This window comes from Halomarina ordinaria, from assembly GCF_030553305.1.
Taxonomy (GTDB): domain Archaea; phylum Halobacteriota; class Halobacteria; order Halobacteriales; family Haloarculaceae; genus Halomarina; species Halomarina ordinaria.
Genome location: NZ_JARRAH010000001.1, coordinates 2625200 through 2638158, shown reverse-complemented (window position 1 = coordinate 2638158; position 12959 = coordinate 2625200). Strand labels below are relative to the sequence as shown.

Here is a 12959-nt window from a genome sequence, read left to right as displayed (position 1 = left end):
GCGCCGCGAGCGGCATCAACGTGGCGACCGCCGCGACCCGTCCGTCCCGAGTGTTTTGACCTCGACGCGGTGGGGACCCTCGGACGTCGAGAGCGTCACCGCCGTCGCGAGGTGGCCGCGGACGGCCTCACGCCACGCGTCGACGGCCTCGGTGTGCGCCTCGTAGTGGGCCTCCGTAGTGTACTCCCCGTCGTCGGCGCGCAACCGGTCCTCGGTCGACTCCGGGGTCGGGTAGTCGGGGGCGTCGGCCGCGAGCAGGCGCGCCGGGTCGAGGTGGATGGCCGGCGGGTCGGCGCGCTGTTCGACGTGCAGGCGGGCGCGCATCCGGGCGTGGTACGGTGGGGTCACGCGCAGCACCGTCGGTCGGCCGCCGCGACTGTGTTCGTACGCGGCGACCACGTCGTCGACGGTGACCGCGAGCGACCGGATGACGGTCGGGTCGTCTTCCACGCCACCGACACCGGACGGGAGTGACTTAACCCCGCCGCCGTACGCTCGGCTATGGACTGGAACGAGGAGCGAGAGGGGGGGACGACCCGGTTCACGCGGAGCGACGGGACCGTCGTCGTCTCGGTGCGCGAGACGGCGGACACGCGGTGGGCGGTGACGCTCGACCGCCTGGAACAGGCACCCGAGGGACCGGCCTACGAGCGCGAGACGGTGGCCACCCGCGAGGCCGCACTGGAGGTGGCCGCCCGCTGGCGGTCGGCCCACGAGCCGTGAGGGCCGGGACCGGCGCCAACGGCTAAGTCGCTCGGGCCGGTGGCTGGGGTATGCCAGAGGTAGGCACGGGACTGGCGCGGGTCGAGCGGGACGGCCACCGCGCCGACGTGGTGTTGAACCGACCGGCGAAGCGCAACGCGATGAACGGTGCGCTCGTCGACGACCTGACCGAGGCGTTCGCCCGCGTCGCCGACGACGAGTCGGTGCGGGCGGTGGCGCTCCTCGGCGAGGGGCCGGTGTTCTCCGCGGGGATGGACCTCGAGATGATGCGCGACGCCGACCGCGCCGAGCACGCCGCCCTCTGCCGGCGGTTGCACGCGCTGTTCGACGCCATCGAGACCCTTCCCCAACCGGTCGTCGTGGGCATCAAGCGCGCCGCCGTCGCCGGCGCGTTCGAGTTGACGCTCCCCGCGGACCTCCGCGTGCTCGGCCGGGAGGCGGCCTACGGCGTCGTCGAGGTCGAACTCGGTGTCTTCCCCCACGGCGGGACGACGCAGCGCCTCCCCCGACTGGTCGGTCTGGCGAAGGCGAAGGAACTCGTGTACACGGCCTCGTACGTCGACCCCGAGGAGGCGCGTCGGCTGGGACTCGTCACGGCCGTCTGTGACGACGACGAGGTGGACGAGCGCACCCGCGCACTCGCGGACGACCTGACCGAGAAGTCACCGCTCGGCCTGCAGGCGGCCAAGCGCGCGCTCGGCCGCTCGCTCGACGTCCCCCTCGACGCCGGACTCGCCTACGAGCGCGCGCTGGCCGACCCGCTCTACGCCACGCGCGACCGCGAAGAGGGATTCTCGGCGCGCCTCGACGGACGCGAACCGTCGTTCGAGGGACGGTGACCGTCGTTCTCGACGGGATGGACGTGCGCCCGAGATGAAATGTCTCCCCGGGAGAAACCCCGGATGATTTATTTGTACATAAACATATGAGATGACAAGAATGGACACCGGTACCGCTCGCGGAGGGAACCTCGACGGGGACGGCATCGCCGCCGAGTTGGCCGAATTGAAACGCGAGGGGTGCCACCTCCTCGTGACCGGCGTGGTGAGCGACGCGGTGCGCGCGCGCCAGACGCGGAACCTGTTCGGGTCGCCACGCGAGCGACGGCGACGTATCCTCGCGCTGGTCAGCACCGACCTCGCCGGCGCGAAGACCTACCTCCCGGGAGACATCGACGTGGACGACGAGGACGTCGCCCTGCTCGACTTCTCGACGACGGTCCGCTCCACGGTCGGAACCGAGACGTCGGGTCCGTCGTGGACGACGGGGCCGGCGTCACCGGCGGCCCCCGGCGACGGCCTCGTGGCACTCCGCGGGGCGCTCGAACGCGAACTCGTCGACGCGGTGTCGACGACCGAACGAACGCCGGGACGCATCCGCGTCGGGGTCCTTACCCTGGGGGTGCTACTCGACGAGTACGGCCTCGACCGGACTCGCGGGTTCGTGACGTCTCTCGGGCGCGCCGTCCGGACCGCGGGCGGGATGGGCCACTGCCACCTCCCGCTCGCGCCGGACGCCACCGAGACCGAGGCGCTCGTCTCCGCGTTCGACGCCCGGATCGACCTCAGACACCGCGACGGCCGACCGCCGGAACAGCGCTGGCACCTGACGGAGTCGGACAGCACCACCGACTGGATGCTCCTCTGAGACCGTGAACGTACGTTCACTGTCCATCACCGCCACGGACGACCCCGTCGGCGTCGAAATCGCGGACGACATCCAGGGCGTCACGACGGTGCTCCGGACACCGTCGCCGGTGACGCCCCGACCGACGACGACCGACGGGTTCGCCTTCCCCGTCGACACCGCCGTCCGCCTCGACACCACCGAGGTACGCATCCCCCAGTACGTGAACGTCATCGTTCGCGACGACCGGGGACGGACGGTCGCCGAGGGGACGAACCGGAACGAGGCGCGCGTCCCGCCCGGGCGCTACATCGTCGAGGTCGTCTCGCTCGCGGTGAAGACCTACCTGGCCGTCGAGGGGAGCGTCGAGACCACCATCGACGACGTGGGGCGGCGCATCGCGGTCGGCGACACCGACCACGTCCGCCTCGGCGTCCGCTCGCGCCACGAGTATCCGGCCGCGACGGTCACCACGACCGAGGACCCCCACGACGTGATGCGGGCGCTGTCGTGTCTCGGGTCGTCGCTGAAGACCACCTCGCCCGAGCGCGCCTGGCCCACCCTGCGGGGGCATCCGCCGCTCGTCGAACTCGGCGAGCGCTTCCAGGCGCCCGAGGGGTTCGAACGACGCGACGGCGACGTCGTCATCGAGGTGCCCCCCGAACTGCGCTACGTCTACCCGGTCGCCTCGCTGGCGCACTACCTCGACGCGAGCGTCCGACCGGGGGCGACCCCGCGCCTCCTCGTCGGCGAGCGCGAGTACCCGCTGGTCGCCCCCGCGACGCCGGACGACCAGCGGACCTTCGAACGGACCGTCCACCGGACGCTCGCGCAGGTGTTCACGCTCGACTGCATCACCCGAACCGAGGGGCTCTACCCGGTGCAGTGTCACGAGCGGGCGGTCGTCGCCGACCGCCTCGACCTCGACTTCGCCGCGCTGTACGACCAGCCGCTCGCGACGCGGCTGGACGCCTACCTGGACGTCCCCTACGCCGCCGTCGAACCCGCCGTCCCGACGTGGAAGCAGACGGTCGACGTCGCCCCGGCCCCGGAGAACGTTGCCTACCTCCCGTTCGCCGCCGCCGACCTCGCGGAGATCCGCTGTCCGAGTCCCCGGACCGCCGCGGTGAAGCCGCGAAGCCCCGCCATCGACGCGTTCTGTCGCTCCGGCGTCGACGGCCCGCTTCCCGGAGCGGAGGAGACGGACGGGGAGGACGACGGCGCGGAGGCGGTCCGCGCGCACCTCGCCATCGGCGACGACGAGGACGAACAGCCCATCATCCAGCTCGACCCGACCGACAGCATCGAGCAGACCTGGGTCGGCGAGGGGATTCCGGTGGGGGCGTCGAAGCCGACGCTCGAGGCGTGCAAACGCCGCCTCGACGCCCAGCCGAGCGGCGCCATCGAGGTGGCCGTCGTCAGCAACTCCCCGGAGATGCGCGCGGAGACCGACGTGAAGGACCTCTACGGGCTCCGCGAGTTCGTCGCCTTCGACGTGGAGATGTACGAGGACCTCACCCGCGAGGAACTCCGGGCCATCCTCGCCGAGGAGCGCGACTTCGTCCACTACGTGGGCCACGTCGACGAGCGCGGGATGCAGTGTTCGGACGGGTGGCTCGACGCCGCCACGCTCGACACCGTCGGCACGCGCGCGTTCGTCCTCAACGCCTGTCGCTCCTACGCACAGGGGATGCACCTCGTCCACGCGGGGGCCATCGCCGGCGTCGTCACGCTGGTCAACGTCGGCAACGACCCGGCCACCCGCGTCGGCCGGACGCTCGCGCGCCTGCTCAACTCCGGGTTCTCCCTCGCCAGCACGCTCGACATCCTCGGCACGGACACCATCACCGGCCGACAGTACACCGTCGTCGGCGACGGCCAGGTCGTGCTGGCGGAGGGGAAAGGGGGGACGCCGATTTACACGGAACTGAAACGACAGGGGGGAGAAGAGTACGTATTCAGTGTCTACGGATATCCAACTACACGGTCCGGTCTCGGCTCGCTGTATATGGCGAACGTCGAACAGAACAACGAATTCTACCTCAATTCAGGACACGTAGGGGACTTCGTCCTCAGCCGTGACAAAGTCGAAGAAATATTGGGAAAGGAACATTTCCCAGTATATACGAACGGGGCGATATACTGGAGTGACGAAATCCAGCTCAGTGGTTTGGATTCCGATATGATGAGGAGATAGGGATAGTCGACGTTGTAATATTACCGTTCAGTGCACTCACGGACCGGAGATGGTCTGGCCCACTGCCGCCGCAGCGTTCCCCGCCTGCGTGAGCAGCAACAGGAGCGTGAACACGGCGCCGGTCATCTTCGGGTTCTCAGCCAGGTACTGCGTGAGTGCGCTGTCGGACATGACATATTCCACATATGCTGCGCTTGCAATAAATCTATCGTATTATATTTTACAAATATATTTGATGTTAAAACGAACTTCAGCGTTAGCAAGAATGTGCCGGAAAGAAAACATTCGTGCGGTGGAGTCAGTCGTCAAAAGGCGTGAACCGGACGCCGTCCGGTGGTCGGCGACCCTCAGATGACGTTCTGGAGGATGCCGCCGTCGACGACGACCGACTGTCCGGTGACGTTCCGGTTCTCCGCGAAGAAGACCGCGAGTCGACCCATGTCCTCGGGGGTCTGGTCGCGCCCCATCGGGATGACCCGGTCGATGGTGTCCGCGTACGACTCGCCGAGTTCGGGCGTCAACACGTCCTCCCACATCGGCGTCTCGACGATACCCGGGCAGACGGCGTTGACCGTCACCTCCGGCGCGAGTTCCAGGGACAGCGACTTCGTCAGCCCGAGCACGGCGTGCTTCGAGGCGCAGTAGTGTGCGAGGCCGGCGGCACCGATGCTCCCGGCGATGGAGGCGGTGTTGACGATGGTCCCCTCGGCGTCTCGCAGGTGCGGAATCGCGGCGCGCGCGACGAGGAACATCCCCTTCACGTTCACGTCCATCACGGCGTCCCACTCCGCCTCGGCCATCTCCTCGACCGGCGCGACGGTGATGATACCCGCGTTGTTCGCGAGGACGTCGATGCGACCGAACTCCGCGACGACGTCGTCGACCATCGCCTCGACCTGGTCGGCCTTCGTCACGTCGCACTCGACGACGTGAGCGCGCCGGCCGTGGTCCTCGACGCGCTCGACGGCGCCCTGCGCCCGCGAGGCGCCCCCTATCTCCTCCGACGACCGCTGGTTGTACTCAGTGTCGAGGACGTCCACGTCCGCGATGACGACGTCGCTCCCGGCGGCCGCCAGCTCCGCGGCGATACCCCCGCCGATGTCCCCACCGCCGCCCGTCACTACCGATACGGCCCCCTCTAGACTGGTTCTCTCGACCATCACCCCCGTATGGCAGCGATAGGTAATCATAGTTCGTGACGGAAACCGGACAGAGCGACCGGGGAGACGGTCACCGGGAGGCGTGAGCGCGACGTCGCTTCGCGACGACCGAGGATACCCCTACGGGAACAGGGGTCAGATAACGAAAGTGCCCGGGGTGGGCTCCGAACCCACGATCTCCGCATGTCCCAGGTCGGAGGCAGGCGATGCCTCGCGGGATGCGGCGGATGCCGCCAGGTGAAACCCTATGAGTGCGGCGCTATGTCCAGCTAAGCCACCCGGGCTCAGTCACACGTTTCGGGCTACGCTACTTGACTGTTCTCATCTTCGTCGGCCCGCCGTGGGGGTGTCTCACGCATCGACGCGGGGACGCGCCGTCCCCGGCCGGTCACTCCCGGCCGGTCACCTTCCGGATACACGAGGAGCCGAACGGGCCGTGGTCGCCGGCCTCCAGACGCATGAAGTAGCCCGTCGAGAGGCTGGCGCCACAGCGCTTGCAGGTGAACTCTCCCTCCTTCGTCACCACCTCGCTCTCGAACCGGAGGAAGCGCCCAGCGGTGGGTCTGATGAGGCCGTCCTCGCGGCGGATGACGCCGCGTTTCTCGGCCTCGTCGAGGATGGTCCGGGTGGTCGTCGGCACGGTGGTGACGGTCTCGAGTCGGTCGACGGCCTCCGCCAGCGAGAGCTCCTCGTGTTCGAGGCGTTCGAGCAGTTGCACGCCGAGTTCGACCGTCTCGTCGGTCACGGAGAGGGGTACAGAGGCCGGGAGAATAACGCTTGTGCGACCAGAAAGCGTTTACCGACCCACCGGAAGCCGGGAGTATGCGCATGGACCGCGCGACGCGCCGACAGTTCGCCGGGGTCCTCCTCGTCGGCGGGGTCGCCCTCCTCGCGTCCGCGCTGGTACCGCCGGAGCGCGCACTGGTCGCCCTCGACGCCCTCGTCGACGACCCGCGGAGCTTCGCGCTCGCACTCGCGGTGCTGTACCTCTGTCGCCCGCTGGTCGCCTGGCCCATCAGCGTCGTCTCCGCGCTGGTCGGCTTCGTCTACGGGACCGCCGGCCTCCCCGTCGCGCTGGTCGGGGCGGTGCTCACGACGGTGCCGCCGTACGCGCTGGCCCGCTGGTGGCGCCCGACGACCGGGCCGTTCGCGCGGGCCGGCGAGCGCAGTGCCGACCTCTTCGCCGCGACGGGCGACACCCGGGGCGTCCTCGCCGCCCGACTCGCGCCCGTCCCGACCGACGTGGTGTCGGCGGCGGCGGGGCTCGCGCGCGTCGACCCTCGGTCGTTCCTCCTCGGGACGGCCGTCGGCGAGATACCGTGGGTGGTCGCGAGCGTCCTCGCCGGGCAGTCGATGGAGGCGCTCACCACGGAGGGCGTCCACGCCGGGTGGCCGCTCGTCGTCGCCGGCGTCGCCGTGGCGGGCGCACTCCTCGCCGGGCCGATGTACCAGCGCGTGAGCGACCGCGCTGGCGTCGTCGACTGAGCTAGAAGGGGTCGGAGCAGTCGTAGACGACGCCGTGGTGCGGACAGACGTACTTGCAGTGCCGTCGGTACAGCGGCGTCTCACAGACGGGACAGGGTCGGCCGCCGCGGCGGTCGCCCGCGGAATCGGACATAGGTGTACCGAGGTCGAAGGCCGCAAAGAGCTTTGGTCACCGGTCGGCGCACAACCGGACAACCCGTATAGTCCTGGCACACCTGAGTAAGAGTATGCCAGACACTCGCGCACGTCTCCGAGCGGCCGGCCCGTCGCTCGGACTCGCGCTCGCGGCCGGTATCGCGGGCGTCGCGGGGTCGTACCTCCTCGCCGGCTTCACCCCCGGGTTCGTCGTCGCACCCGTCGAGGCGACCCTCTCGCGGGCGATGCCGGACGTCGTCGTCAGGTACGCCATCCTCCTGCTGGGGAGCCTCGGCCAGCAACTCAACCTGCTGACCGCGCTGGTGCTGACGACGCTCCTGTTCGCCCTCGCGGCCGGCCTCTCGCGCGGTATCGGCAGGCAGGTCGGCGTCCCGTTCGTCGGCGCGGCACTCGCGGCGAGCGTCGTCTGGGGGATGACCGTCACGCTCACGGGCGCGCCCGTCCTCGCGCTCGGTGCCGCCCTCCCCGTGGGTCTCGCCGTCGCCGTCCCGGACCTCACGGCGCTCGCGGCGAGCGACCCCGGCCGCCGCGTCGACGCCGGCCGACGGAGCGCCCTGGGCGTCCTCGGTGCCGCCCTCGGCTTTGGCCTGCTGTCGTACGTCGTCGGCGGACGCGGTGACAGTGGCGGAGGCGCCCTCGAATCGTCGGAGGAACGGCGCGCGACCACCGAGGACCTCCTCGCGGAGGCCGAGGAGAAGTCACTCCCCGTCGAGGGGCTCGAACCGCTCGTCAGCGAGAACTTCTACACGGTCGATATCAGCAGCGTCGACCCGGATGTGAACGCGGAGGACTGGTCGCTCACCATCACCGGCGCCATAGCGGAGGACGTCGCCCTGAGCTACGACGACCTCACCGGGATGGACTCCGAATCGAAGTTCGTCTCGCTTCGCTGCGTCGGCGAGTCGCTCAACGGCAAGAAGATGGACAACGCGCTCTGGGAGGTGGTCCCCATCGCCGACGTCCTGGAGCGCGCCGGCCTCGACCTCGACCAGTGCTGCGTCCGCCTCCGCGCGGCCGACGACTACTACCAGGTGTTCCCCGTCGAGGCGCTGAAGCGGGGCTACCTCGTCTACGGCATGAACGGCGAGGCGCTCCCGCGCGCCCACGGCTACCCCGTCCGGACGCTCATCCCCGGACACTGGGGCGAGATAAACGTCAAGTGGCTCACCGAGATGGAGATACTGGAACAGGACGCGGAGGGCTACTGGGAGAAGCGCGGCTGGCACGGTACCGGTCCCGTCACCACCGTCGCGAAGTTCCACGTCGTCAACCGCCTCGACGACGGCCGTGTCCAGGTCGCGGGCCACGCCTACGCCGGCACGCGCGGCATCAGCCGCGTCGAGGTGTCGACCGACGGCGGCGAGAGCTGGGCCGACGCGACCCTCTCCGAGGAACTGCCCGGCGAGGACGTCTGGCGCCAGTGGGCCTACGAGTACGACGCGCCGGGTGAAGAGCACGACGTGGTCGTCCGCGCCTACGAGGGCGACGGGACGCGCCAGCCGCGCGAGCGTCGCGAGGCCTTCCCCCGTGGCGCGACCGGGTGGGTGACGCGGACCGTCTCGCCGGAGTGAGGAACGGGTCGGCACGCTGATACCGCGGGCGACCCGTGACTCGATATGGTCGACCTCCTCCCGCTCAGCGTCGTCGGCGCCGTCGCGCTGGCGGCGTTCTTCCTCGTTCGAACGCGCGAGGCGCGCTCCACCGCTCGCAACTACGGTATCGCGCTCGTGCTCGTCGCGACGCTGTTCCTGTTCGGCGAGGACCTCGCGGCGTCGGCCGGCATCGCGCTCCCGGCGGGCGTGCGCGTCGCCCTCTCGCTCGCGAACTTCGCCTGCCTCGGCGCCGCGCTCTACTTCTTCGTCGTCCGGGGCGGCCGGTCGGGGTGAGGCGCGAGGTCAGGGGTTCAGCGCCAGCAGGAGCAAGAGCGCGCCGGCGGCGACGAGGAGACCGCCGAGCGTCTGACTCGCGAGGCGGGCCCGGCGCGAGGTGCGCGAGGCGTCCCCGAACAGCAGCGACGCCTCCGGTCGCCGGATACGGTACGCGCCGACGACGAGGGCGACGAGGGCGAACCCGAGGAGCGTGAGGTCCATCGTCGATACGTATCGTACGCCCGGACCAAGGCGTTTCCCCGTCGAGCAGGGGACACGCGAGTGGCGGCGCGAATCGCCAACCGGGAAGCGTAACGATGGACGCGAGCGAGCGAACGAGGGAACGCGAGGCCGCGAGAGGCGGTTACGGACGCGGGGCGGACCGAGTCAGCACTCGGACCAGCCGCAGGACTCGCAGGTCTTGCAGCCCTCGCTGTAGTAGAGGGTCATCGACCCGCAGTCGGGGCACTCGGGGCTCTCGCCGGCGTCGATGAGCGACTGCGTGGCGTCGTCCGCCGCCGCGCCGCCGTCGGTCTCGGGTTCGACGTCGACGTCCGCGTCGGCCGCGGGCGCCTCCCGGTTCGGGTCGGTCTCCGTCTCCGTGCGGGGTTCGTCCCCCAGTTCCGAGAGGTTCTGCTGGCGGGGGTAGGGGCGTTCGATCTCGTCGTCGAGGTAGCGCCGCATCGCCGTCCCGATGGCGTCCGGGATGGAGTTGACCTGCTCGCCCTTGTCCCAGGCGACCTTCGGGCTGCGGATGCCCTTCAGTTCGGCCGCGAGTTCCTCGGGGTCGACGCCACAGCGCAGCGCCGTCGAGATGGTCTTGGCGAGCGCCTCGGTGAACGAGGCGGTGAAGCCGCCGGAGTTGCCGATGTTGGCGAACAGCTCGAACGGCTCGCCGTACTCGTCCTCGTTGATGTTGACGTAGAGCTTCCCGTAGCCCGTGTCGATACGCTGGGTGACGCCGTAGAGCACGTCCGGTCGCGGGCGCTTCTCGCCGGTGGTGCCGACGGTGTCGGCGAGGTCGTCGAGGCCGCCGCCGAAGGCCGCGCGGGCCTCCTCGGTCTCGAGGAACCCGTCGAGGTTCCCGAAGGCGTCCTCGATGCGCTCGACGAGCACCGCGGCCGCCTCGTCCTCGTCCATGTCTGCGAACTCGGCGTTGTCGGCGCGCGTCGTCAGGACCTGCTTCGAGCGCGTGCCGTCGCGGTAGACGGTGACGCCCTTCCCGCCGTGGTCGTAGATGTAGCGATACACCTCGTCCATGTCCTCCTTCGAGGCGCTGTTGGGGAAGTTACAGGTCTTGGAGATGGCCGAATCGACGCCCGCCTGGCAGGCACACTGGACGGCGGCGTGGTCCTTCCCGGTGAGGTCGGCCGTGACGACGAACAGCTCGGAGATGCTGTCCGGGACGGTCGAGAGCGAGGAGACACCCTCGAAGGCGTTGGTCGCCATCTGCTCCTGGGCCTCGCGTTTGACCTCGTCGACGTCGATGTCGTTGTCCTCCAGGACGCGCAGGAAGTAGTCGTCGAACTCGACGAGCATCTCGTCGCCCTGCACGTCGTCGCTCACGTTCTTGTAGTAGGCGACGTTGTAGATGGGTTCGCAGCCCCCGGTGGTGTTGCCGACCATGCTCGTGGTGCCGGTGGGCGCGATGGTCGTCGTGTTGTGGTTGCGGATGGGGAAGCCGTCGGCCCACTCGTCGGCGTCCTCGCCCGTGTGGTGTTCGAACCACTCGCGGTACTCGGTGGGGGCCGCGTACTTCGAGTCGTCCCAGTCCTCGAACGACCCGCGTTCGAGCGCGAGGTCGTGGGAGGTCCGCTTCGACTCGTGGTTGATGTGGGTCATCAGCTGGCGGGCGACCTCGTTGCCCTCGTCGCTCCCGTAGCGGATGCCCAGCTGGATGTAGAGCTGTGCGAGACCCATGATGCCCAGGCCGATCTTCCGCATCTCGCGGACCTTCTCCTCGATCTCGGGCACCGGGAAGTCCGACATCGTGACGACGTTCTCGAGGAAACGCGTCCCGAGGTCGATGCGGCGGTCGAACTCCTCGACGTCGATGGCATCGGAGAGGAACCGCTCGACGCCCTCCTCCAGCGAGTCGAACTCGTGGTCCTGCGACCAGACGCGCCAGTCGGGGGCGTCGAGGTCGGCGACCGTCGAGAGGTTGATGTGCCCGAGGTTGCACGCCTCGTACTCCTCGAGCGGCTGTTCGCCGCAGGGGTTCGTCGCGAGGATGCGGTGGTCCGGGTGGGCCTCCACGTCGAAGGAGTGCTCCTTGTTCACCCGTTCGAGGTAGATGACGCCCGGTTCGCCGTTCTCGTGGGCGCCGCTGACGATGCGGTCCCAGAGGACATCGGCGGGGATGGAGAACTCCTCGCCGGGTTCGACGTACTCGCCGAGGCCGTAGCGGCTGTACATCTCCTTCGTCTCGGCGGTGGCGACGTGTGGCTTCTCGGTGCGGGGGTTCGTGAACGTGAACTCCTCGTCGTTGTACAGGGCCTCCATGAAGCCGTCGGTGACGCCCACCGAGATGTTGAAGTTCGAGAGGTGACCCTCGACGGCGTTGCGGAGGTGCTTGGGGACGCGCCCGTCCTCGTCGATGAGGCTCCGGGCCTCCTCGAGCGCCTCGGAGAAGCTGGTGTAGGTGTAGTCGTCGGGGTCGTTGAGGCGCAGGCAGTGTGCCAGCGAGACGTCCTTGTTCTTCGAGTGGATGAACTCGATGACGTCCGGATGCGAGACGCGCATGACGCCCATCTGGGCGCCGCGGCGCGTGCCGCCCTGCGCGATGGTCTCGCACATCTGGTCGAACGTCCGCATGAACGTGATGGGGCCGGAGGCGATGCCGCCGGTGGAGCCGACCGCGTCGCCGTAGGGGCGCAGGCGCCAGAAGGCGTAGCCCATCCCGCCGCCCGACTGGAAGACCTCGGCGGCCTCCTTCGCGGTCTGGTGGATGTCGGTGAGGTCGTCGTCGGGCGAGTCGACGAAGCACGCCGAGAGCTGCTGGAGTTCGTCGCCCGCGTTCATCAGCGTCGGCGAGTTCGGGACGAACGAGAGCATCGACATGAGCTCCTCGAACTCGTCGGCCTTCTCCTCGACATGCGCGCGAATCCCGTCGGGCAGGTCGGGGACGACGGTGTCGTAGGCGAACTTCGAGACGTTGTACTCCGAGAGGGTGGTCTCCGCCTCGCCGTCGGCCGTCGTGCCCGCCCCGAACACCTCGGCCGCGAGTTCGTCGCGGCGCGGGTGGTTCGGTTTGAGCTGGTCGGGAGTGACGGTCACGTCCACGTCGCGGCGCTCGGCCTCGAAGACGGCCTCGGCGAGCGCGATGTTCTTCGCGACGCGAGTGAACAGGTCCTCCTGCGTCTCGGTGAGGTCACCGTTCGCGTCCTTGCGCAGGTAGCGCGCGGGGAGGATGTTGTGGTACGCGTTCCCCGTCATGCGCGCCTCGAGCGTCTCGCCCGTCGTCCGTTTTATCGGCAGGGTCAGGTCGTCTGCCGAGAGGTCTGCATTACTCATAGCCACCGCCAAGCGATACCGCAGATGTCGAGTGGTGTCGTTCGTGTTCAGTCATTGATAGCGACGGTTAGTTCCGTTGGAGCCAGTTGAACCCATCGTCTGGGTCGCGACGACTCCGAGTAGTCCGCGTGTTCGAACGCACCCGACCGGGGGCTCTCCACGTCCGGGTGCACGTCACCATCCGAGGGACTCCCATCCTATAACCGTAGGTAGACCGGAGTGAAAGTGAGT

General features: G+C 69.1%; 14 protein-coding genes and 1 tRNA gene. 7 read left to right on the top strand and 8 right to left on the bottom strand.

What is annotated here, in order from left to right; translation table 11 throughout:
- Positions 1 to 15: 15 nt before the first annotated feature.
- On the bottom strand, positions 16 to 450 hold the full coding sequence (locus P1Y20_RS14115) for a DUF8009 family protein (RefSeq protein ID WP_304449292.1): 435 nt from the start codon (positions 448 to 450) through the stop codon (positions 16 to 18).
- A gap of 51 nt (positions 451 to 501) precedes the next feature.
- On the opposite strand from P1Y20_RS14115, the gene P1Y20_RS14110 reads away from it, so the two are divergent.
- From P1Y20_RS14110 to P1Y20_RS14095, 4 genes are all read left to right on the top strand, one after another.
- Complete coding sequence (locus P1Y20_RS14110; protein ID WP_304449291.1) at positions 502 to 723, top strand: DUF7543 family protein; 222 nt, start codon at positions 502 to 504, stop codon at positions 721 to 723.
- Between the two features lie 50 nt (positions 724 to 773).
- On the top strand, positions 774 to 1562 hold the full coding sequence (locus P1Y20_RS14105) for an enoyl-CoA hydratase/isomerase family protein (RefSeq protein WP_304449290.1): 789 nt from the start codon (positions 774 to 776) through the stop codon (positions 1560 to 1562).
- A 100-nt stretch (positions 1563 to 1662) separates the two neighbouring features.
- Complete coding sequence (locus tag P1Y20_RS14100) at positions 1663 to 2370, top strand: DUF7504 family protein (protein ID WP_304449289.1); 708 nt, start codon at positions 1663 to 1665, stop codon at positions 2368 to 2370.
- A 4-nt stretch (positions 2371 to 2374) separates the two neighbouring features.
- Positions 2375 to 4546 carry a CHAT domain-containing protein gene (locus P1Y20_RS14095; protein ID WP_304449288.1) on the top strand — a complete coding sequence of 724 codons (2172 nt, stop codon included), beginning with the start codon at positions 2375 to 2377 and terminating at the stop codon, positions 4544 to 4546.
- Positions 4547 to 4582: 36 nt separating this feature from the next.
- Here P1Y20_RS14095 and P1Y20_RS14090 read toward each other — a convergent pair whose 3' ends face one another.
- From P1Y20_RS14090 to P1Y20_RS14075, 4 genes are all read right to left on the bottom strand, one after another.
- Positions 4583 to 4717, bottom strand: coding sequence for a DUF7503 family protein (locus P1Y20_RS14090; protein WP_304449287.1), 135 nt, complete (start codon positions 4715 to 4717; stop codon positions 4583 to 4585).
- Positions 4718 to 4893: 176 nt separating this feature from the next.
- Positions 4894 to 5706 (bottom strand): SDR family NAD(P)-dependent oxidoreductase, encoded by an 813-nt coding sequence (locus P1Y20_RS14085; RefSeq protein ID WP_304449286.1) that lies wholly within the window; start codon positions 5704 to 5706, stop codon positions 4894 to 4896.
- 149 nt (positions 5707 to 5855) lie between these two features.
- Positions 5856 to 5990: transfer RNA gene (locus tag P1Y20_RS14080), tRNA-Met, on the bottom strand.
- Between the two features lie 104 nt (positions 5991 to 6094).
- On the bottom strand, positions 6095 to 6478 hold the full coding sequence (locus tag P1Y20_RS14075) for a DUF5830 family protein (protein ID WP_368662178.1): 384 nt from the start codon (positions 6476 to 6478) through the stop codon (positions 6095 to 6097).
- Positions 6479 to 6528: 50 nt separating this feature from the next.
- On the opposite strand from P1Y20_RS14075, the gene P1Y20_RS14070 reads away from it, so the two are divergent.
- Positions 6529 to 7191 carry a TVP38/TMEM64 family protein gene (locus P1Y20_RS14070; protein WP_304449284.1) on the top strand — a complete coding sequence of 221 codons (663 nt, stop codon included), beginning with the start codon at positions 6529 to 6531 and terminating at the stop codon, positions 7189 to 7191.
- 1 nt (position 7192) lies between these two features.
- Here P1Y20_RS14070 and P1Y20_RS14065 read toward each other — a convergent pair whose 3' ends face one another.
- Positions 7193 to 7324 (bottom strand): HVO_2523 family zinc finger protein, encoded by a 132-nt coding sequence (locus tag P1Y20_RS14065; protein WP_304449283.1) that lies wholly within the window; start codon positions 7322 to 7324, stop codon positions 7193 to 7195.
- 94 nt (positions 7325 to 7418) lie between these two features.
- On the opposite strand from P1Y20_RS14065, the gene P1Y20_RS14060 reads away from it, so the two are divergent.
- Both P1Y20_RS14060 and P1Y20_RS14055 read left to right on the top strand, forming a co-directional pair.
- Positions 7419 to 8918: a molybdopterin-dependent oxidoreductase gene (locus tag P1Y20_RS14060; protein WP_304449282.1), complete on the top strand. Its 1500-nt coding sequence runs from the start codon at positions 7419 to 7421 to the stop codon at positions 8916 to 8918.
- 45 nt (positions 8919 to 8963) lie between these two features.
- Complete coding sequence (locus P1Y20_RS14055; RefSeq protein ID WP_304449281.1) at positions 8964 to 9233, top strand: hypothetical protein; 270 nt, start codon at positions 8964 to 8966, stop codon at positions 9231 to 9233.
- Positions 9234 to 9242: 9 nt separating this feature from the next.
- On the opposite strand, the gene P1Y20_RS14050 is transcribed toward P1Y20_RS14055, so the two are convergent.
- A complete protein-coding gene (locus tag P1Y20_RS14050) occupies positions 9243 to 9437 on the bottom strand; it encodes a hypothetical protein (protein WP_304449280.1) in 195 nt (64 codons plus the stop codon).
- A 165-nt stretch (positions 9438 to 9602) separates the two neighbouring features.
- Positions 9603 to 12728, bottom strand: a complete 3126-nt coding sequence (locus P1Y20_RS14045; protein WP_304449279.1) for an adenosylcobalamin-dependent ribonucleoside-diphosphate reductase — start codon at positions 12726 to 12728, stop codon at positions 9603 to 9605.
- Positions 12729 to 12959 lie beyond the last annotated feature (231 nt).